21 protein-coding genes are annotated in these 19,300 nt (G+C 69.5%); 3 read left to right on the forward strand and 18 right to left on the reverse strand.

Annotated features, from left to right (window positions below; all coding sequences use genetic code 11):
• Positions 1–4 precede the first annotated feature (4 nt).
• Both opcA and pgl read left to right on the forward strand, forming a co-directional pair.
• Positions 5–955 (forward strand): glucose-6-phosphate dehydrogenase assembly protein OpcA, encoded by a 951-nt coding sequence (gene opcA, locus G406_RS43855; RefSeq protein WP_037074568.1) that lies wholly within the window; start codon positions 5–7, stop codon positions 953–955.
• A complete protein-coding gene (pgl, locus tag G406_RS0100485; RefSeq protein ID WP_028932249.1) occupies positions 952–1,731 on the forward strand; it encodes a 6-phosphogluconolactonase in 780 nt (259 codons plus the stop codon). The genes opcA and pgl overlap by 4 nt, the downstream gene beginning before the upstream one ends.
• Here the strand turns inward: pgl and G406_RS0100490 are convergent, their stop codons facing one another.
• Positions 1,732–2,259 carry a nitroreductase family protein gene (locus G406_RS0100490; RefSeq protein WP_028932250.1) on the reverse strand — a complete coding sequence of 176 codons (528 nt, stop codon included), beginning with the start codon at positions 2,257–2,259 and terminating at the stop codon, positions 1,732–1,734. It abuts the gene before it with no gap.
• A gap of 48 nt (positions 2,260–2,307) precedes the next feature.
• On the opposite strand from G406_RS0100490, the gene G406_RS0100495 reads away from it, so the two are divergent.
• Complete coding sequence (locus tag G406_RS0100495) at positions 2,308–3,093, forward strand: crotonase/enoyl-CoA hydratase family protein (protein ID WP_028932251.1); 786 nt, start codon at positions 2,308–2,310, stop codon at positions 3,091–3,093.
• Positions 3,094–3,099: 6 nt separating this feature from the next.
• Here the strand turns inward: G406_RS0100495 and G406_RS0100500 are convergent, their stop codons facing one another.
• The 17 genes from G406_RS0100500 to rpe all read right to left on the reverse strand — a co-directional run bounded on the left by G406_RS0100500 (position 3,100) and on the right by rpe (position 19,289).
• The gene (locus G406_RS0100500) at positions 3,100–4,665 is read right to left on the reverse strand and encodes an HNH endonuclease signature motif containing protein (RefSeq protein WP_169736556.1); all 1,566 of its coding nucleotides are present in this window, start codon (positions 4,663–4,665) and stop codon (positions 3,100–3,102) included.
• Positions 4,666–5,033: 368 nt separating this feature from the next.
• Positions 5,034–5,876, reverse strand: coding sequence for a class I SAM-dependent methyltransferase (locus G406_RS43860; RefSeq protein WP_245606964.1), 843 nt, complete (start codon positions 5,874–5,876; stop codon positions 5,034–5,036).
• 2 nt (positions 5,877–5,878) lie between these two features.
• Complete coding sequence (locus G406_RS0100510; RefSeq protein ID WP_028932253.1) at positions 5,879–6,220, reverse strand: RNA polymerase-binding protein RbpA; 342 nt, start codon at positions 6,218–6,220, stop codon at positions 5,879–5,881.
• A gap of 46 nt (positions 6,221–6,266) precedes the next feature.
• Positions 6,267–6,503: a preprotein translocase subunit SecG gene (secG, locus tag G406_RS0100515; protein ID WP_028932254.1), complete on the reverse strand. Its 237-nt coding sequence runs from the start codon at positions 6,501–6,503 to the stop codon at positions 6,267–6,269.
• Between the two features lie 264 nt (positions 6,504–6,767).
• Positions 6,768–7,553 (reverse strand): triose-phosphate isomerase, encoded by a 786-nt coding sequence (tpiA, locus tag G406_RS0100520; RefSeq protein WP_028932255.1) that lies wholly within the window; start codon positions 7,551–7,553, stop codon positions 6,768–6,770.
• A gap of 7 nt (positions 7,554–7,560) precedes the next feature.
• Entirely contained in the window at positions 7,561–8,757 is a 1,197-nt protein-coding gene (locus tag G406_RS0100525; RefSeq protein ID WP_028932256.1) for a phosphoglycerate kinase, read from the reverse strand.
• The gene (gene gap, locus G406_RS0100530; protein WP_028932257.1) at positions 8,754–9,764 is read right to left on the reverse strand and encodes a type I glyceraldehyde-3-phosphate dehydrogenase; all 1,011 of its coding nucleotides are present in this window, start codon (positions 9,762–9,764) and stop codon (positions 8,754–8,756) included. Before gap ends, G406_RS0100525 begins: the two co-directional genes overlap by 4 nt.
• Positions 9,765–9,868: 104 nt before the next feature.
• Complete coding sequence (whiA, locus tag G406_RS0100535) at positions 9,869–10,852, reverse strand: DNA-binding protein WhiA (protein ID WP_028932258.1); 984 nt, start codon at positions 10,850–10,852, stop codon at positions 9,869–9,871.
• Positions 10,843–11,877 carry a gluconeogenesis factor YvcK family protein gene (locus tag G406_RS43865; protein WP_084215671.1) on the reverse strand — a complete coding sequence of 345 codons (1,035 nt, stop codon included), beginning with the start codon at positions 11,875–11,877 and terminating at the stop codon, positions 10,843–10,845. The genes whiA and G406_RS43865 overlap by 10 nt, the downstream gene beginning before the upstream one ends.
• A complete protein-coding gene (gene rapZ / locus G406_RS0100545; RefSeq protein WP_028932259.1) occupies positions 11,874–12,773 on the reverse strand; it encodes an RNase adapter RapZ in 900 nt (299 codons plus the stop codon). Before rapZ ends, G406_RS43865 begins: the two co-directional genes overlap by 4 nt.
• The gene (uvrC, locus tag G406_RS0100550) at positions 12,770–14,785 is read right to left on the reverse strand and encodes an excinuclease ABC subunit UvrC (protein WP_028932260.1); all 2,016 of its coding nucleotides are present in this window, start codon (positions 14,783–14,785) and stop codon (positions 12,770–12,772) included. The genes rapZ and uvrC overlap by 4 nt, the downstream gene beginning before the upstream one ends.
• A 102-nt stretch (positions 14,786–14,887) precedes the next feature.
• On the reverse strand, positions 14,888–15,604 hold the full coding sequence (locus G406_RS0100555) for an HAD family hydrolase (RefSeq protein ID WP_051341250.1): 717 nt from the start codon (positions 15,602–15,604) through the stop codon (positions 14,888–14,890).
• Positions 15,605–15,718: 114 nt separating this feature from the next.
• Positions 15,719–16,201 (reverse strand): PH domain-containing protein, encoded by a 483-nt coding sequence (locus tag G406_RS0100560; RefSeq protein WP_051341251.1) that lies wholly within the window; start codon positions 16,199–16,201, stop codon positions 15,719–15,721.
• Between the two features lie 2 nt (positions 16,202–16,203).
• Positions 16,204–16,689, reverse strand: coding sequence for a 6,7-dimethyl-8-ribityllumazine synthase (gene ribH, locus G406_RS0100565; RefSeq protein WP_028932263.1), 486 nt, complete (start codon positions 16,687–16,689; stop codon positions 16,204–16,206).
• A 13-nt stretch (positions 16,690–16,702) separates the two neighbouring features.
• Positions 16,703–17,986, reverse strand: a complete 1,284-nt coding sequence (locus G406_RS0100570) for a bifunctional 3,4-dihydroxy-2-butanone-4-phosphate synthase/GTP cyclohydrolase II (protein WP_028932264.1) — start codon at positions 17,984–17,986, stop codon at positions 16,703–16,705.
• Positions 17,983–18,615 (reverse strand): riboflavin synthase, encoded by a 633-nt coding sequence (locus tag G406_RS0100575; RefSeq protein WP_028932265.1) that lies wholly within the window; start codon positions 18,613–18,615, stop codon positions 17,983–17,985. Before G406_RS0100575 ends, G406_RS0100570 begins: the two co-directional genes overlap by 4 nt.
• Positions 18,615–19,289, reverse strand: a complete 675-nt coding sequence (gene rpe / locus G406_RS0100580; protein ID WP_028932266.1) for a ribulose-phosphate 3-epimerase — start codon at positions 19,287–19,289, stop codon at positions 18,615–18,617. The genes G406_RS0100575 and rpe overlap by 1 nt, the downstream gene beginning before the upstream one ends.
• Positions 19,290–19,300 lie beyond the last annotated feature (11 nt).

Here is a 19,300-nt window from a genome sequence, read left to right on the forward strand (position 1 = left end):
GAACATGATCGTTGATCTGCCTGCGACCTCTACCGCGCAGGTGAACCGCAAGATGGTCGAGATGCGCGAGAGCGGTGGCGCCGTCGCTCTCGGCAGGGTGCTCACCTTCGTCGTGGTCACCGACGACAGCACCGACACCGAAGAGGTCATCGAGTCGGCGAACGCGGCGAGCCGCCAGCACCCGTGCCGAGTGATCATGCTGGTGCGCGGTGCCCGGAAGGCGGCGGCCCGGCTGGACGCCCAGATTCGGGTCGGCGGCGACGCCGGTGCGAGCGAGGTCATCGTGCTGCGTGGCTACGGCCCGCTCGCCTCGGCCGAGGCCGGTGCCGGCATGACGATTCCGTTGCTGCTGCCGGACACGCCGGTTGTGATCTGGTGGCCGGGGCCCGCGCCGGCGAAGCCCGCGGAGGACCCGGTGGGCCGTTTGGCGAGCCGTCGGATCACCGATGCCGCCGCCGAGAAGTCCCCACTGCGGGCGCTGGAGCATCGGGCGGCCAACTACGTACCGGGCGACACGGATCTGGCCTGGACCCGGCTCACGCTGTGGCGTGCCCAGCTCACCGCGGCGCTGGACCAGCCGCCCTACGACGACATCACGTCGGCGGTGGTGGACGGTGAGCCGGAGTCCCCGTCGACCGATCTGCTCGCCGGGTGGCTGGCCAGCCGCCTGGCCGTGCCGGTGAAGCGCACGAAGGTCGGATCGGGTGGCGGCATGCACTCGGCGCGGTTGAATCGCGCGTCCGGTGCCATCGAGCTGACCAGGCCGGACGGCAAGATCGGCAGCCTGACGCAGCCCGGCCAGCCGTCCCGCCGGATCACACTGCACCGCAGGCCGGTCCGGGACTGTCTGGCCGAGGAGATGCGCAGGCTCGACGCCGACGAGACCTACGCCGAAGCGCTGCGTGCGCTGCCCAACATCACCCGGGGCCGGGCGCCAGCGGGTAGAGGCAAATGAGCACCACCCAGGTGGTGGTGCACGCCGATCAGGCGCTCGTCGCCGCGACCGCCGCCGCGCGGCTCACCGTCCGGCTGGTCGATGTCCAGAACGCCAGCGGTGTCGCCTCGGTGGTGCTGACCGGCGGCGGTACCGGCATCGCGCTGCTCGAACACCTGCGCCGTTCGCCCGCGCGGGACGCCGTCGACTGGTCCAGGGTGAACATCTACTGGGGCGACGAGCGTTTCCTGCCGTCCGGGCACCCCGAGCGCAACGACACCCAGGCGTACGCCGCCTTGCTGGACCACGTGCCGGTCGATCCGGCGCGGGTGCACGCGATGGGCGCGGACGAGGGCGAGTTCGCCGGGAGCCCGGAGGCGGCGGCCGAGGCGTACGCCGAGGTCCTCGCGGAGCAGGCGGGGCCGGAGGATCACGACCAGGTGCCGCGCTTCGACGTGTGTCTGCTCGGTATGGGCGAGGAGGGGCACGTGGCGTCGGTGTTCCCGTCCTCCCCCGCCGTGTACGAGACCGAGCAGACGGTGGTCGCGGTGCACAACTGCCCGAAGCCACCGCCGACCAGGGTGAGCCTCACGCTGCCGACCATCCGCCGGTCCTCCGAGGTGTGGCTGCTGCCCACCGGGGCGGGCAAGGCGGCGGCCGTGGCGATGGCGCTGGGCGGCACGGGCGAGGTCCAGCTGCCCGCCGCCGGCGCACGGGGCCGGCTGCGCACGCTCTGGCTGCTGGACAAGGCGGCGGCGGGCAAGCTGCCCCGCGACCTGGTCCCGCCACTGATCTGATCACGGCTCCCGGCCGCCCAGCAGGTCGTCGACGGATCGTCTGCCGACCGGGATCGCCGAGCTCCCGGTAGAGGTGTTCGGCGCCGGCCAGCCGATCGAGATGGCGTGATGGGGCAGCCACATCGACCCCACCCTCAGCAGTCGCGCCGCGGCGTCGACGTTCGCCGGCGGGTACAAGGTCGCGAGGCAGCTTCCCAGACCCAGCGCGTGCGCGGCGAGCACCACAGTCTGGGAGATTCGCCCCACGTCGAACTCGGTGTCGGCACGACCGTTGTCCTCGGACAAGACCACCAGGACCAGCGGAGCCCCGGCGAGGTGTCCCGCGTACTCGCCGAGTCGGCTGAGCGCGGTCCGCGTGGCCCGGTCGCTCACCGCGCGGAACCGCCAGGGTTGCCGGTTGCGCGCGGACCCGGTCCATCGGGCGGCGTCCAGGATGCGGCCGATGTACTCCTCCGGAACAGGCAGCTGACTGAAGTGCCGGACCGACCGGGGCGACCTCAGGAAGGCCAGTCTCTCCTCGAGCTCCACCTGATCATGGTCGCAGACGCGAGTGTTACCAGGCGGTAGGTTCGTGGCATGAGCACGCAACAGGCTTCGGTCCGGGTGGAACGCTCCGGCCCGGTGTACACGGTGATCCTGTCCAGACCGCACGCCCGCAACGCGGTGGATGGCCCCACGGCGGCGGCACTCGCGGAAGCCTTCCGTGAGTTCGACGCCGCCCCGGACGCATCGGTGGCCGTGCTCTACGGCGACGGCGGCACGTTCTGCGCCGGTGCCGATCTGAAAGCCATCGGCACGGACCGGGGCAACCAGGTCGACCCCGACCCCGACGCGGACGGCCCGATGGGGATCAGCCGGATGGTGCTCTCCAAGCCGGTGATCGCCGCGGTCAGCGGCTACGCCGTGGCGGGCGGCCTGGAGCTGGCGCTGTGGTGCGACCTGCGGGTGGCCGAGCAGGACGCCACGTTCGGGGTGTTCTGCAGGCGCTGGGGCGTCCCGCTGATCGACGGTGGAACGGTGCGACTGCCCAGGCTGATCGGCACCAGCAGGGCGATGGATCTGATCCTCACCGGCCGTGAGGTGAGCGCGGAGGAAGCCCTGCACATCGGGCTCGCCAACCGGTTGGTCCCGATCGGCACAGCCCGGGAGGCCGCGGAGCAGCTGGCCGCGGAGCTAGCCGCCCTCCCCCAGACCTGCATGCGCCGCGACCGCATGTCCGTGCTCGACCAACACGGACGGACCGAACGCGACGCCATGATCACCGAATTCGCACACGGCCAGGTGTCGCTGTCGGCGGACGCGCTCACCGGTGCCGCGGCTTTCAGCGCGGGCGCCGGGCGGCACGGCGCAGCCCGCCCGTGAGGGCCGTCAGAACGGTGGCGGATCGGGGTCGGTGATGGGTTCTCCTCGGGTCGGGTAAATGCGGCCGAGGGGGCTTTTCCAGCGGAAGTAGCCGGGGCGCGGCTGGGCGACCTTCCAGCCTCCTCGGTGTTTGAGTGCGTGGTCGTGTGCGCAGGCCGGTGCCAGGTTGGTCCTGGTGGTGGGCCCGCCGTGCTGGACGTCATGGGTGTGGTCGAGTTCGGACTGCACTGCCGATCGGCGACAGCCCGGAGCGGTACAGGTGCGATCCCGAATCTGGGTGTATCGCCGTAGTGCGCTGGTCGGATGTCGCCGACCCGGTTGGGTGTCCAGTTTCTCGGCGGGATCGCGCTCGCGGGACCGCTGGTATTGGTCGGCGATGTCGGTGATGACTTTCGTCCAGGCTCGGGGTGGGTCTTTGGTCAGCTGGGCGAGTGTGGTGGCAGGGATCGCCAGCTCGACGATTCCGCCTTCGGCGCGGTAGCTAGGCGGGCCGGTGGTCGGTCGGCGACGGGTGATGCCTTCGGCGATCAGGTAACCATCGACATCGGTGACCACCCACCGCCACTGACCGCTGTGCTGGCGCCCAGCAGCCCGTCGAGCAACCGACCCGAGGATCGGGCCCCAGCCCGGGAGTTCACCGGGCAGGTTGTTGAGCCCGGCAAGGGTGTCGAGCCGGGCCCGCACCTCGATCCCCGACACCCGACCCATCGCCTCGGCGGCGGCACCCTCCTCCGGCTCTTCAACGCCGGATTCGGTGTCGACCGGCTCGGCGCCAGGACCCGATGGCGAGGTTTCGGCCAGCAGGGCGGCGATCATTTGTGTGCGGGTCAGGTGATGGAACCGTCCGTCCAACAACCGCAGGAAGATGTCGGCGCGCAGCTGGTCGATCCGGCCCCGATGCCCCGCACGCTTCGCGGCCAGCGCGAGCCTGGCGATCCGCTCGGTCGCCGCCGCGGCTTCATCGGGTGGCAGGCCAGTGGCGGTGATGGTCGCGGTGCCCGCTGAGTCGAGGTAGCCGACCACCATCCGATCAGCCAGAGCTTGCTCGTACTGGTCCTCGGCCCGGTCCGGCTCCACCGTGATGATCAGCTTCAGGATTCGGGCCCGCAACTGCCCCGTCGTCAACCCCGGCGCCACCGGCAGCACCCGCGCGATCACCGCGGCGATCAGGTCTTCAGGCAAGCCCGCGAGGTGGTAGGTGAACACCATCGCCCGGTCCCGGTCGATCAGCCCCGCGACCATCGCCGCGTGCACCGCGGGCAGCTCCAGACACAGAACCTGGGCGAAATCGCACTCGGTCCGCGCCCGGTTCCGAGACAAGGTCAACGCGGCGCGTACTTCATCAGAGGCGTACTGCTCCGACCCGACAGCAGCGGCGCGTTGCACCACTGTGGTGACCGCGGCGGTGTACAGCCCTTCGACATGCGCACGCTGACGCGCACACGCTTGCAGCACATCGACGACGAAGTCATCGGACACCGCGTTCATGTCCAGGGCAGACAGGACAGCACCGAGGACTGGCCCAGCGGGCATACCCGCGAGCCTGGAACCGACCGACACCCCACCCTGCATGCCATCGATCATACGTTCGAACACCGACAAAAACAGGAAATCAGCAGGTCAACCAGCCAGCAAACCCCCACCAGCGGCAAACGGTCACAGCCAGAACACCGCGATCAGACCCACCCCGACCACCCACACAACGCGACCAGAAGGGACTTCATGGGCAACCCGAGCCGCACCACAGGGCCCCCAGGGCCCTGCGGTGCGGCTCGGGGCGGCAGCCCCCTCAGTAAAAGCCCCCGGGCGCAGCCCGAAAACCAAACCGCCACAGGCAGCAGCCCGAAGACCAAAGCCGCAGCCAGCAGCCCACAAAACCGAAGCCGCAGGCCCCGAAACCTTGTGAGTGCTGAGGCCGCCTATATAGGCGCTCGGAGCACCTACACCTTCGGCGCCCCTTCGGGGTAGACGGCCTCATCACTCACAAGGGAGGTCACCTGGACCACGACCTGTTCGTTGTCCAGGGTGTAGGCCTCGTAGGTGAAGCGGAGACCGGTCCGGGAGACGTGTTCGCACCAGGCCCGATGCTCGTGGTCGGCCCAGCCCGGATAGTTGAAGTACTCGTCGAACACGATGACGCTGCCGACTCGCAGGCGAGGCCCGACAAGGTCGAGGACTGTCCGCGTGGACGAGTACAGGTCAGCGTCGATGTGCAGGAACGCCACCGGCCCCGGGTGCGAGGCGAGGAAACCCGGAAGGGTGTCGGAGAACCACCCGACGACCATCGAGGCGCCCGGAACAGAGGGGATGCCACCAGCGGTGAACGCCCCGGCGGGGAATCCAGGTCGCCAGTCCTCCGGCAGCCCTTCGAACGAATCGAATCCGTAGACCGGCCGATCACCACAACCAGCGGCGATGATCTTCAACGTGGAGCCGTTGTAGACACCGAACTCCAGCGCCATGCCGTCGCCCGAGACGAGCGAGAGCCCGTGCTCCAGTGTTGCGGTCGGATTGGGGAACGGCCGCGCGGACGGCATGGACGTGCGCACGAAGTCGGCGCTCTCGACGACCGCTCGCCGCTCTTCCGCCGCGAACATGTCCCGACGGTCCCGGATCTCCACCGAGCGAACGAAGTCGATCACCCGGTCGGACTCGGCCCGGACATCAGCCTTCAGCTGTTCCAGCTCACGGCGCAGCTCAGCGGTCTGCTCGGAGCGGTGACGCGCGACGACCTCATCGATCGCGCGCGTCAGCTTCGCCCGCAGGACCTCTCGAACTCCCAAGCTCAGCCTTCCCGGTGAGCCTTGAGCCGCTTCAGTGCCTCGTCCAGGATCGCGGCGCCATCGGCGTCGCTACGACGCTCCTTGACGTACGCGAGGTGTGTCTTGTACGGCTCGTTGCGAGTCGCGGCGGGCGGGTTCTGGTGGTCCGTGCCGGCGGGCAGTCCGCACCGAGGGCAGTCCCAGTTCTCCGGGAGCTCCGCCTCGGCGGCGAACGACGGTGTCGTCTTGTGCCCGTTGGCGCACCAGTAGGACACCATCATGCGCGGCGCGGTCTCACCACGCTCGGATTCCCCCATCGGACCCCCGCCGACCCGGGTCCCTCTGATCGCGTTGCCACCGGCCATGTGAACCTCTACCCCAGTCGTGTGAGATCGGGCTCCGTACGGAGCCTCAGCTGCTCAGTTTGACCAGAAGACCAGTGCCGACGATCGCGACCAACCAGATCGCGCCGACGAAGATGGTCATCCGGTCCAAGTTCTTCTCCGCGCGCGCGGACCCGGAGAGGTTCGACTGCATGCCGCCGCCGAACAGCGCCGACAGGCCGCCACCGCGACCCCGGTGCAGGAGGATCAGCATCACCAACAACACGCTGGTGACAACGAGAACGATCTCCAGAGCGAGCTTCATGCCATCCTCATCCGACGCGTACGTGTGCGCACTCGTCCATTGGTCTGCCGCCGGTGTGCTCATCGGGCCAGCACCGGGCTGAGGCGCGGATCACCAGGATACCTGCCCCGGATTCCTCAACTCGGCCCGGGCATCACCGTGAGTGGCAAGGGGTCCTATAGCAACTCTGGGCACTCACGACGAAAAGCGTGTCGTGAGTGCCCAGAGTTGCTACGCCTTCGGCGCCGCTTCGCGGTAGGGCCCCTTGCCACTCACGGGGACGGCCTACGGCAGCGGGCCGCCGGCCGCGATCGCACACAGCTTGGCGAACTCGTCGGCGTCCAGGCTCGCGCCGCCGACCAGCGCACCGTCGATGTCCCGCTCGGCGATGAGCTCGCCGATGCTGCCGGACTTGACCGAACCGCCGTAGAGCACGCGCACCGACTCGGCGGTCGCCGTGTCGTAGCGCTTCTCCACCGCTGCCCGCAGTGCCGCGCAGACCTCCTGCGCGTCCGCCGGGGTGGCGACCCTGCCGGTGCCGATCGCCCAGATGGGCTCATAGGCGATCACCAGACCGGCGACCTGCTCGGCCGTCACCTTGGCCAGCGCGGCGTCGAGCTGCGAGGTGCAGTGCGTGACGTGCCCGCCCTGCTCACGCACGTCAAGGCCCTCGCCGACGCACAGGATCGGGGTGATCCCGTTGCGCAGCGCGGCCAGCACCTTGGCGTTGACCTGCTTGTCGTCCTCGCTGTGAATCTCCCTGCGCTCCGAGTGCCCGACGATGACGTAGCTGCTGCCCAGCTTCGCCAGCATCGGACCGGAGACGTCTCCGGTGTAGGCACCGGAGTCCTTCGGTGAGATGTCCTGCGCACCGTGCACCATCAGCAGCTCGTCGCCGTCGATCATGGTTTGGATGCTGCGGATGTGGGTGAACGGCGGAATGACCGCCACATCGATCTTCTTGTAGTACTTGTCCGGCAGCGCGAAGGCGAACTTCTGCACCAGGGCGATTGCCTCGAGGTGGTTGAGGTTCATCTTCCAGTTGCCGGCGATCAGCGGCTTGCGAGACACGGATTCCTCATTTGTCGAGAACGGCGAGACCGGGGAGCTCCTTGCCCTCCAGGTACTCCAGCGACGCACCGCCGCCGGTCGAGATGTGCGAGAAGCCCTGCTCCGGCAGCCCCAGCGCACGGACAGCGGCGGCCGAGTCGCCACCGCCGACCACGCTGAACGCACCCGACGACGTGGCGTCCACGACGGCCTGCGCGACCCCTCGGGTGCCGTGCTCGAACGGTGCCAGCTCGAACACGCCCATCGGGCCGTTCCAGAACACCGTCTTCGCACCGGAGAGAACCTCCCCGAACGCGGCGACCGACGCCGGACCGATGTCCAGCCCCTTCCACCCGTCCGGGATCGCGTCGACACCGACGGTCCGGGTGTTCGCATCCGCCGAGAAGTCGTCGGCGACCACGACGTCCGTCGGCAGCACGATCTTGCCCGACTCCAGGAGCCGACGGCAGTTCTCGACCTGCGAGGTCTCCAGCAGCGAGTCGCCCACCGAGTGCCTATGCGCGGCGAGGAACGTGAAACACATCCCGCCGCCCACCAGCAGCTGGTCGACCTTCGGCAGCAGCGCCTCGATGACCGCGAGCTTGTCGGAGACCTTCGACCCGCCCAGCACCACGACGTACGGCCGTGCCGGGTCCTCGGTGAGCCTGCGCAGCACTTCGACCTCGGCCGTCACCAGCGAACCGGTGTACGCGGGCAGCGTCGCCGCCACATCGAACACCGAGGCCTGCTTGCGGTGCACCACCCCGAACCCGTCGGAGACGAACGCGCCGTCGGAGCCGGTCAGCGCCGCGAGCTCGGCGGCGAGCTCCGCGCGCTCGGCGTCGTCCTTGCTGGTCTCACGAGCGTCGAACCGGACGTTCTCCAGCAGCACGACCTCGCCGTCGGCCAGCTGAGGCGGGCCGTCGGCCAGCCGCACCAGCCGGACCGGCATGTTGAGCATGTCGCTCAGCCGGTCCACGACCGGTGCGAGTGAGAACGCGGCGTTCTCCTCGTCGGAGGCGCCGGCCTTCGGCCGCCCCAGGTGCGCGGTGACGATCACCCGGGCACGCGCGTTGGACAGCGCCCAGATGGTCGGCACCGAGGCACGGATGCGGCCGTCGTCGGTGATGACCCCGCCGTCGAGCGGAACGTTGAGGTCGGAGCGCACCAGAACGGTCCGCCCCGCAACCCCCGCGGGAGAGATCAGGTCGTGGAGCGTCTTCACAGCTTGGACGCCACCAGGGAGGTGATGTCGACCAGCCGGTTCGAGTAGCCCCACTCGTTGTCGTACCAACCGACGATCTTGACCTGGTTGCCGATCACCTTGGTGAGGCCGGCGTCGAAGATGCAGGAATGCGGGTCGGTGACGATGTCCGAGGACACGATCGGGTCCTCGGTGTAGAGCAGCACACCCTTGAGGGGGCCCTCGGCCGCGGCCTTCATGGCAGCGTTGACCTCTTCGGCGGTGGTCTCCCGGCCGACCGTGGCGGTGAGGTCGGTCGCCGAGCCGGTGGGGATCGGCACGCGCAGCGCGTAACCGTCCAGCTTGCCCTTGAGGTGCGGCAGGACCAGCGAGATCGCCTTGGCGGCACCGGTCGAGGTCGGCACGATGTTGATCGCGGCGGCGCGCGCCCTGCGCAGGTCCTTGTGCGGCCCGTCCTGCAGGTTCTGGTCCTGGGTGTAGGCGTGGATCGTGGTCATCAGACCCTTCTCGATGCCCACCAGGTCGTCCAGCACCTTCGCCATCGGCGCGAGGCAGTTCGTCGTGCACGAGGCGTTCGAGACGATCGACTGGCTGCCGTCGTAGTCGCCGTCGTTGACGCCCTTGACGACGGTCAGGTCCTCACCGCTGGCCGGTGCGGAGATGACCACCTTCTTGGCGCCCGCGTCGAGGTGCTTGGCCGCGGCCTCCCGCTTGGTGAACAGACCGGTGGACTCGACCACGACGTCGACGCCGAGGTCCTTCCACGGCAGCTCACCCGGGTCGCGCACGGCGAGGCCCTTGAAGGGCTTGCCGTCGACGATGATCTCCTCGTCGGTGGAGGAGACGTCGAACGGCAGCCTGCCCAGGATCGAGTCGTACTTCAGCAGGTGCGCGAGCGTCGCGTTGTCAGTGATGTCGTTGACCGCGACGATCTCGATGTCAGTAGTACCAGCGGCCTGCTGCGCCGCGACGGCGCGCCAGAAGTTCCGTCCGATACGGCCAAAGCCGTTGACTCCTACCCGGACCACTCATGCCTCCTGTGTCGTCTTCATGAGCGGGGAGCCGACCGGCTCCCCGGCTTCAGCTCAACCTTACCGGTACAGATGCTCTGAGCTGTACTGTTGTCCCGGTCTCATGTGTCGGCAAGCATGTCAGCGGTCACCGCGGACTCGGTGTCGGGCACCCCGAGGTCGGCCGCGCGCTTGTCTGCCATGTGCAGCAGCCTGCGGATACGACCCGCGACCGCGTCCTTCGTCATCGGCGGGTCCGACAGCTGCCCCAGCTCCTCCAGGGAGGCCTGGGTGTTCTCCAGCCGCAGCCGCCCGGCCGCCAGCAGGTGCTCGGGCACATCGTCGGCGAGCAGGTCGAGTGCGCGACGGACCCTGGCCGACGCGGCGACAGCGGCACGGGCCGAACGGCGCAGGTTCGCATCGTCGAAGTTCGCCAGCCGGTTCGCGGTCGCGCGGACCTCGCGGCGCATCCGCCTCTCCTCCCAGGCCAGCACCGAGGAGTGCGCGCCCAGCCTGGTCAGCAGTGCGCCGATGGCGTCACCGTCGCGGACCACGACCCGATCGGCGCCGCGCACCTCGCGGGCCTTCGCGGTCACGCCCAGCCGACGCGCGGCGCCGACCAGCGCGAGCGCGGCCTCGGGACCGGGGCAGGTCACCTCGAGCGCGGAGCTGCGACCGGGCTCGGTCAGCGAGCCGTGGGCGAGGAACGCCCCCCGCCACGCCGCCTCCGCGTCACACAGACCGCCCGAGACGACCTGCGGCGGCAGGCCTCGCACCGGGCGGCCACGCAGGTCGAGCAGCCCGGTCTGACGGGCGAGCCCGGCACCGTCCTTGACCACCCTGATCACATATCTGGCACCTCTGCGCAGACCGCCGGAGCTGATCACCTGAACCTCGGACGTGTGCCCGTACAGCTCATGGATCTCGCGTCGCAGCCGCCGGGCGACCGAGCCGGTGTCCACCTCCGCCTCGATCACCACCTTGCCGCCCACGATGTGCAGCCCGCCGGCGAAACGCAGCAGCGAGGCCAGCTCCGACCGGCGGCAGCACGGCTTCGTCACGTTCAACCGGCTGAGCTCGTCCTTCACCGACGCTGTCATCGCCACCTCGTGTTCTCCTCTCGGCCGCTCGGCCCAGTTACCTCACGCGAGCTTGGGCTCCGCGATCCGACTGTCGATCGATCCCACCGCTCCGGCGCCACCATGACCGACCTGACTGCTTCCGCCAGTGCCGCCGAATTGTGCCTGGCCGTCCCGTCCCGCTCCCCCACCGGGGCAAGCACTGCCCGCGCACCCAGTGCGGCAGCGGCACGTTGCAGACGCTCGGGCACCGGCACGGAGTCGATGTCCGCGAGCACCGCATCGATGCGCAGCTCGGGGGCGTGTTGGCAGAGTACGTCCAGGTGCCGTTCGGGTGAGAACCCGGCGGTCTCCCCCGGCTGCGGGGCGAGGTTCAGCACCACGACCTTGCATGCCCGCGTGTCGAGCAGCGCCTGGCGCAAATCCGGGACCATCAGGTGCGGCAGGACGCTGGTGAACCACGATCCCGGCCCCAGGAGCACCACCTCGGCCTCCCGAACGGCCTCGACCGCCTCGGGGCACGCGGTGGGGCTGGCCGGCTGCAACCAGACCCGGCGGACGCGTCCCGGGGTGCTGGCCACGGCGACCTGCCCCCGGATTCGGCTGAGCGCGTCCGGGTCCCTGCCCAGCCCGCTCACCTCCGCCTCGATGACCAGGGGGTTCACGCTCATCGGCAACACCCGGCCACGCACGCCGAGCAACCGGCCAGCCTCTTCCAGCGCGACCACCGGATCGCCACACACCTCGATCAGCCCGGCGAGCAGCAGGTTGCCGACCGCGTGGCCGGCCAGCGCTCCGGTGCCGCCGAAACGGTGCTGGAACAGCTCGCCCCAGCGTTCACCCGAGGCGCCACCGTCGGCCAGGGCCGCCAGCGCCATCCGGAGGTCACCGGGCGGCAGGATGCCCAGCTCACCGCGTAACCGGCCGGAGGAGCCACCGTCGTCGGCCACCGTGACCACAGCCGTCACCGAGTCGGTGAGCAGCCGCAGCGCGCTCAACGTGGCGTACAGGCCGTGCCCGCCACCCAGCGCGACAGCTTTCGGTCCGCTCACTCGCGGCCCAGGTCGCGGTGCACGACGCTCACCGTCACACCGTCCTCGCCGCGCAGCCTGCGAGCGAGCTCCTCGGAGATCGCCACGCTGCGGTGCTTGCCACCGGTGCAGCCCACCGAGACCGTCAGGTACCGCTTGCCCTCGCGCCGGTAGCCGCCGTTCACCAGCCGCAGCAGCCGGTGGTACTGCTCGAGGAACTCCTCGGCGCCCTCCTGGGACAGCACGTAGTCACGCACCGCCTCATCACGTCCGTTGAACTCCCGTAACTCCGGAATCCAGTACGGGTTCGGCAGGAACCGCATGTCCACCACGAGGTCCGAGTCCATCGGCAGCCCGTACTTGTAGCCGAAGGACAGCAGCGTCACGCGCGTGTGGCCGGCCGCCTCGGTGCCGAAGCTGCGCTCGATGCTCGTACGCAGCTGGTGGACCGACAACGTGCTGGTGTCCAGCACGAGGTCCGCGACGTCGTGCAGCGGACCCAGCAGGACGCGCTCGGCCGCGATCCCGTCGGCGAGCCGCCCGCTGCCCTGTAACGGGTGGCTGCGCCGCACCTGCTCGAACCGCCGGATCAGCACCTGGTCGCTGGCCTGCAGGAACAGCAGCTTCGGCTTGTAGCCCCTGGCGTCGAGGTCCTTGATGACCGCCGCGAGATCGTCGGTGAACGCGCGGCTGCGCACGTCCATCACGACCGCGATCCGGGTGATGTCACCGCGCGCCTTGGCGCCCAGCTCCACCATGGTGGAGATCAGCTCCGGAGGGAGGTTGTCGACCACGAACCAGCCGAGGTCCTCCAGCACCTTGGCCGCGGTGCTCCTCCCCGCGCCGGACAGGCCGCTGACCAGCGCGACCTCGATGCCCGACGTGCCAGACGGAAGTTCCTGCTCCGAGCCGGTCATGTGTCCTCCCCCGTGCTGACTGCCGACTTCGCCTCGGTGGCCCCGCTCAGTGCGGCGACCACCGCGGCCGCGGTCCTGGGGCCCATCCCGGGGACCTGAGCGATCTCGTCGGCGGCGGCCTGACGCAATTTGCGCAAGGAGCCGAAATGCTTGAGCAGAGCGGTGCGTCTCGCCTCGCCGAGACCGGGCACCGAGTCCAGCTCGGACGCGGTCATCCGCTTCGAACGCTTCTGCCGGTGGTAGGTGATGGCGAAGCGGTGTGCCTCGTCGCGCGCCCGCTGCAGCAGATAGAGCCCTTCGCTGGTGCGCGGCAGGATGGCCGGGTCCGGGTCGCCGGGAAGCCAGACCTCTTCCAGGCGCTTGGCCAGGCCGCACACCGCCACGTCGGTGACACCCAGCTCCGCGAGGACGTCCGACGCCGCTTCGACCTGCGGTGCGCCACCGTCGACCACGAACAGGTTGGGTGGGTAGGCGAACTTGCGCGGACGGCCGGTCTCCGGGTCGATACCGCCTCGGACCGCCAGCGTCACGTCGTCCTCGTCGGCCTCACTGACCGCACCCGACTCGGCCGGCTCCGGAGTACTCGCGGTCTCCGCCAGGTATCGGCGGAACCTGCGACGCACGACCTCCGCGATCGACGCGACGTCGCCGCCCTCCGCGCCGTCCCGGATGGCGAACCGGCGGTACTCGGACTTGCGGGCCAGGCCGTCCTCGAAGACCACGAGCGAGGCGACCACGTCACTGCCCTGGACGTGGCTGACGTCCACGCACTCGATGCGCAGCGGCGCGGAGTCGAGGCCCAGCGCCTCCTGGATCTCGGTCAGCGCCGCCGAGCGCGCGGTCAGGTCACCGGCGCGGCGCAGCTTGTGCTGGGTGAACGACTCGGCGGCGTTGCGTGCGACGGTGTCGGCGAGCGCCCGCTTGTCGCCGCGCTGCGGGACCCGCAGCTGAACCCGCGAACCACGCAGCTCGGACAGCCACTCGGTGAGCAGCTCGGTCTCCGGCGGCAGCTCGGGGACCAGGATCTCCTTGGGCACCGGCTGGATCGCGTCGTCCGCCGACTCGGCGAGCGCGGCCTGCTCGCCGTAGAACTGGGTGACGAATCGCTCCACCAGCGCCGGGGTGTCGGTCTCCTCGACCTTGTCGATCACCCAGCCGCGCTGACCACGGACCCGGCCGCCGCGCACGTGGAAGACCTGCACCGCCGCTTCGAGCTCGTCCTGGGCGAACGCGACCACGTCGGCGTCCGTACCGTCGCCCAGCACGACGGCCTGCTTCTCCATCGCTCGCCGCAAGGCGCTGATGTCGTCGCGCAGCCGAGCGGCGCGCTCGAACTCCAGCTCCTCGGCCGCCTCCGTCATCTGCCGTTCGAACTCGCGCACCATGCGGTCGGTCCGGCCGGACAGGAACTCGGCGAAGTCCGACACGATCGTCCGGTGCTCGTCGGCGGTGACCCTGCCGACGCACGGCGCCGAACACTTGTCGATGTAGCCGAGCAGGCACGGCCGACCGATCTGACCGTGGCGGCGGAACACGCCGTTCGAGCAGGTGCGCGCCGGGAACACCCGCAGCAGCATGTCGAGGGTCTCGCGGATCGCCCAGGCGTGCGCGTACGGCCCGAAGTAGCGGACGCCCTTGCGCCTCGGACCCCGGTAGACGTGCAGCCTGGGGTACTCCTCGTGCAGGGTCACGGCCAGCACCGGGTAGGTCTTGTCGTCCCGGTAGCGGACGTTGAACCGAGGATCGAACTCCTTGATCCAGTTGTATTCGAGCTGGAGTGCCTCGACCTCGGTGCCCACGACGGTCCACTGCACGTTCGCCGCCGTCGTCACCATCTGGCGGGTTCTCGGATGCAGGTTCGTCAGGTCGGCGAAGTACGAGTTCAAGCGGCTGCGCAGGCTCTTCGCCTTGCCGACGTAGATCACCCGACCGTGCTGGTCGGAGAAGCGGTAGACGCCCGGGGCCTCCGGGATGGTGCCGGCGGCCGGGCGGTACGTGGAAGGATCGGCCATGATGTCACCAGCCTAGAGGGGATGCCAAGCACCCTCGGATGGCTGGTACTGCTCGTGAGTGTTCAGTGTGGCTATAGCCATACTGAACACTCAAGAGCTCGGTCAGGTCGGCATCGCCAGCAGGCGTTCGACCACGTCGTCCAGCTTCTCCGCGACCACGTGCGGGGCGTCGAACACGTCGGACATGCCGCCCTCGTGCCGGGTGGCGAACCCGGCGAGCAGACCGGCACGCACCGCGCCGTGGACGTCCCAGGCGTGCACCGCGACCAGCGCGGTGTTCGCACCCACCGCACCGACCCTGCGGCACGCCCAGTGATAGACCGTGGGCGGCGGCTTGAACGAGCTGATCTCCTCCGTCGAGATCACTCCGCGCAGATAGCTACGCAGCTGCGCCCGGTCGAGCGCGGCGCGAGCGACCTCGGCGGCGCCGTGGGTGAACGCGTAGGCCGGCACCTTCGCCTTCGCCAGCATGACCAGGGCGGGCTCGACGTCGGGATGCGGCGGCAGCTCGCGGAAGCCGGCCAGCACGTGCTGCACCGCTTCCTCGCTCAACCTGCGCTCCGTGCTGCGGATCAGCGCGGACCGAGCCACCTCCAGGAACGGTGGCGAGCCGCCGGCCAGGGTGAGTGCCATCCCGTCGCGCAGCGTGCGCGCGAAGAACAGCTCCAGCTCGTGCCCGGGACGGCCGACGTCGACGAACCGGGGCCGCAGGTACTCCAGGTCGAGCAGAGTCTCGAACACATCGAACAGCACAACCTTGGGACGCCGCGCCTTGGTCCGCTCAGGAACCGTGCTCGCCCCGGTCTCGGCCGCTGACAATGCCGCACCGCCTCATCGGAGTCTGATCTTCACGTATGTGAGGGATGGTGATCGTAACTCGCCGCGACCAACCCGTCGCTCTGGGTAGCAACCGGGCCGTCGACGGGCGTGTCGTCAGCTCTCCGATGAGCCGTGCGCCGCCGAGTGATAGGCGGCGTGCAGTGCACGTAACCGGGCCATCGCGGCCACCGCACGCTGGCCGTCGACCAGCTGGATCGCCGACACCGGCAGGTACTCGTCGTCGGGCAGCTCGAGCCGCGCCCAGCGCTCACCGTCCGGGAACCGGACCTCCAGCACCTCCGACCACGGCACGGTGCGGGTGATCAACAGGTTCCGGACCTCGACGCCGTTCTCGTCCGCACGGACCCGGGCGAGCGTGAGCACCAGAACGCCCAGGGCGATCAGAACGCCGAGCAGCACGATGGCCACCTGGTCGGCAGTCCGGAAGTACACCCCGGTCGATTCCGTCCGGAGCAGCACCGCGACCGTGGTCATCGCCGCGACCAGCACGATCGCGCTGATCCAGGCGACCCAGCGCACCCGCAGCGGCCGAATCTCGATCCTTCCCGGGTTCTGCGCGTGCGGGGCCTCGGCCATCGTCACGCCGATCCTCCGCGCAGCTCGCGCAGCGCGAGCGCGGTCTGCACCGCGGCGAGACAAGCGTCGGCGCCCTTGTCCTCGTCCGCGCCCTGACATCCACTGCGCTGGACGGCCTGCTCCTCGGTGTCGCAGGTCAGCACACCGTTGCCGACCGGGGTCGACTCGTCGAGCGCGATACGGGTGAGCCCCGCCGTGACCGAGTCGCACACGTAGTCGAAGTGCGGCGTGCCGCCCCGGATGACCACACCCAGCGCGACCACCGCATCGTGCTCACGGGCCAGCTCCTGGCACACCACCGGCAGCTCCAGCGAACCCGGCACCCGGACCACGGTGGGCTCCACGATGCCGCTGTCCGCCGCCGCGGCCAACGCGCGTTCCAGCAGCCGGTCGGCGATCACCGGGTGCCACTTCGCCGCCGCGATCCCGAGCCGGAGGCCACCGGCCTCCGGCGTGTTCTCATCCAGCGGTCGGCCGACGCCACTCACCCGGTCACCTCGTTCACGCAGTCACTCCACCGGTTCCTCGGTCATCCACATTGTCCAGCACGCCATCCAGGTTCGGCAGGTCGTGTCCCATCCGATCCCGCTTGGTGCGCAGGTAGTGCAGGTTCTCCCGGGTCGGCCGGATCGGCAGTGCGACCCGCTCGACCACACGAAGACCGTAGCCTTCCAGACCCGCGCGCTTGTCCGGATTATTGGTCAGCAACCGCATCGAGCTGACACCGAGATCCACCAGAATCTGGGCACCCGTGCCGTAGTCACGCGCGTCGGCCGGCATACCGAGCGCGAGGTTCGCGTCGACCGTGTCCGCGCCGGACTCCTGCAGCTGGTAGGCCTGCAGCTTGTGCATCAGGCCGATACCCCGGCCCTCGTGGCCACGCACGTAGAGCACGACACCACGCCCCTCGGCGGCCACCGCGGCCAGCGCGGCGTCGAGCTGCGGCCCGCAGTCACAGCGCAGCGAGCCGAACACGTCACCGGTCAGGCACTCCGAGTGGACCCGGACCAGCACGTCCTCGCCGTCACCGAGGTCGCCGTAGACCAGCGCGATGTGCTCGATACCGTCCAGAACGTTGTCGTAGCCGTACGCGACGAAACCGCCGTGCGGCGTCGGGATCCGGGCTTCGGCGACCCGCTCGACCTGCTTCTCGTAGCGGCGCCGATAGGCGATCAGATCAGCGATCGTGACCAGCGCGAGGTCGTGCTCCTCGGCGAAGACCCGCAGCTCGTCGGCGCGGGCCATGTCCGCGCCGTCCTTCTCGGAGACGATCTCGCACAGCGCGCCCGCCGGCGAGAGACCGGCCAGCCGGGTCAGGTCGACCGATGCCTCGGTGTGGCCCGGGCGGCGCAGCACGCCACCCTCGCGCGCACGCAGCGGCAGCACATGACCGGGACGGACCAGGTCGTTCGGCGCGGTGCGCGGGTTGGCCAGCAACCGGATCGTGTGTGCGCGGTCGGACGCCGAGATGCCCGTGCTGATCCCTTCCTTCGCATCCACCGTGACGGTGAACGCGGTCCGGAAGTTGTCACCGTTCGCGTAGTGCATCGGCGGCAGATCGAGACGGTCGCACTCGCTGTCGGTCAGCGCGACGCAGATGTAGCCGGACGTGTAGCGGACCATGAACGAGACCAGCTCCGGCGTCGCCTTCTCGGCGGCGAAGATCAGGTCGCCCTCGTTCTCCCGGTCCTCGTCGTCGACGACCACCACGGGCTTGCCATCGGCAAGGTCCTGCAGGGCGCGCTCGATATCCGCGAACCTGTCTCGACCATTGAGCTCACTCATGACGATCGAGCCTCCTCACCGGCAGCACCGAGATACCCGGTGGCCAACCGTTCCACGTACTTGGCAACGACATCGACCTCTAGATTGACCGCGTCACCCGGTCCCCGTATTCCCAACGTCGTATCAGCGAGCGTCGTCGGGATCAATGCGACGGTGAACGAGTCCCGGTCGGCACCGGCCACGGTCAGCGAGACACCGTCGACCGCGATCGAGCCCTTCTCGACGACGTAGCGCGCGAGCTCGGCGGGCAGACTGAACCGCACCTCGTCGCTTCGCTCGCCCGGACTGCGGCTGAGCAGCGCACCCACCCCGTCGACGTGCCCCTGGACGATGTGTCCGCCCAGGCGGCCACCGGCCGGGACCGCGCGCTCCAGGTTCACCTTCGCCCCGGTGACCGCCGCGCCCAGCGAGGTCCGTTTCAGGGTCTCCGGCACCAGTTCCAGGTGGAACACGCCGTCGGTGGCACCCTCGGCGTCCACGACGGTCAGACAACAGCCGTTCACCGAGATCGAGTCGCCGTGTTTCGCGTCGAGCGACACGGTAGGGCCCCGTACCGCGAGCACCACCACGTCGTCATGCCGCCGGACGTCGACGACCTCGCCGACCTCTTCGACAATCCCGGTGAACATCAGTGCACTCCTCTGACAACCTGAGCGGCCGCTTCGGTCGCCCGTGCCCGCAGCGCCTCGACGGCGCGAGCGGGGTCCTCCGCCCCGTACACGGCGGACCCGGCGACGAAACAGTCGACGCCCGCTTCCGCCGCCTGTTCGATCGTGTCCGCGTTGATCCCACCGTCGATCTCGACGACCACGGTCAGCTCACCCGAGTCGACCAGCCGCCGCGCCTGGCGGACCTTGTCGAGCACCTCGACGATGAACGACTGGCCGCCGAAACCCGGCTCGACGCTCATCACCAGCAGTGTGTCGTAGTGCTTCAGCAGCTCGACGTACGGCTCCAGCGGCGTGCCCGGCTTGACCGACAGCCCCGCCTTCGCCCCGGCGGCGCGCAGGTTCGCCGCGAGCTTCACCGGGTCGGCCGCCGCCTCGACGTGCACGGTGACGTTGTAGGCGCCCGCCTCCGCGTACCCGACCGCCCAGCGGTCCGGGTCGTCGATCATCAGGTGGCAGTCCAGCGGAATATCGGTCGCCTTGAGCAACGACTGCACGATCGGCAGACCCAACGTCAGGTTGGGGACGAAATGGGCATCCATCACGTCGACATGCAGCCAGTCCGCGCCGGTCACGGCGGCGGCTTCGTCAGCGAGCCGAGCAAAGTCAGCGGACAGAATGCTCGGTGCGATCATCGCGGGCACGT

Origin of the sequence: Actinospineispora spinosispora DSM 44797 (genome assembly GCF_000429025.1) — a bacterium.
In the GTDB taxonomy this organism is placed as follows: Bacteria; Actinomycetota; Actinomycetes; order Mycobacteriales; family Pseudonocardiaceae; genus Pseudonocardia; species Pseudonocardia spinosispora.

What these genes read in the sequence shown, in the direction of transcription:
- opcA (WP_037074568.1), top strand. Translation starts at nt 5, where the DNA reads ATGATCGTTGATCTGCCTGCGACCTCTACCGCGCAGGTGAACCGCAAG.
- pgl (WP_028932249.1), top strand. Translation starts at nt 952, where the DNA reads ATGAGCACCACCCAGGTGGTGGTGCACGCCGATCAGGCGCTCGTCGCC.
- G406_RS0100495 (WP_028932251.1), top strand. Translation starts at nt 2,308, where the DNA reads ATGAGCACGCAACAGGCTTCGGTCCGGGTGGAACGCTCCGGCCCGGTG.
- G406_RS0100500 (WP_169736556.1), bottom strand. Translation starts at nt 4,665, where the DNA reads ATGCAGGGTGGGGTGTCGGTCGGTTCCAGGCTCGCGGGTATGCCCGCT.
- G406_RS0100510 (WP_028932253.1), bottom strand. Translation starts at nt 6,220, where the DNA reads ATGGCCGGTGGCAACGCGATCAGAGGGACCCGGGTCGGCGGGGGTCCG.
- secG (WP_028932254.1), bottom strand. Translation starts at nt 6,503, where the DNA reads ATGAAGCTCGCTCTGGAGATCGTTCTCGTTGTCACCAGCGTGTTGTTG.
- rapZ (WP_028932259.1), bottom strand. Translation starts at nt 12,773, where the DNA reads ATGACCGGCTCGGAGCAGGAACTTCCGTCTGGCACGTCGGGCATCGAG.
- uvrC (WP_028932260.1), bottom strand. Translation starts at nt 14,785, where the DNA reads ATGGCCGATCCTTCCACGTACCGCCCGGCCGCCGGCACCATCCCGGAG.
- G406_RS0100560 (WP_051341251.1), bottom strand. Translation starts at nt 16,201, where the DNA reads ATGGCCGAGGCCCCGCACGCGCAGAACCCGGGAAGGATCGAGATTCGG.
- G406_RS0100570 (WP_028932264.1), bottom strand. Translation starts at nt 17,986, where the DNA reads ATGAGTGAGCTCAATGGTCGAGACAGGTTCGCGGATATCGAGCGCGCC.
- G406_RS0100575 (WP_028932265.1), bottom strand. Translation starts at nt 18,615, where the DNA reads ATGTTCACCGGGATTGTCGAAGAGGTCGGCGAGGTCGTCGACGTCCGG.
- rpe (WP_028932266.1), bottom strand. Translation starts at nt 19,289, where the DNA reads ATGATCGCACCGAGCATTCTGTCCGCTGACTTTGCTCGGCTCGCTGAC.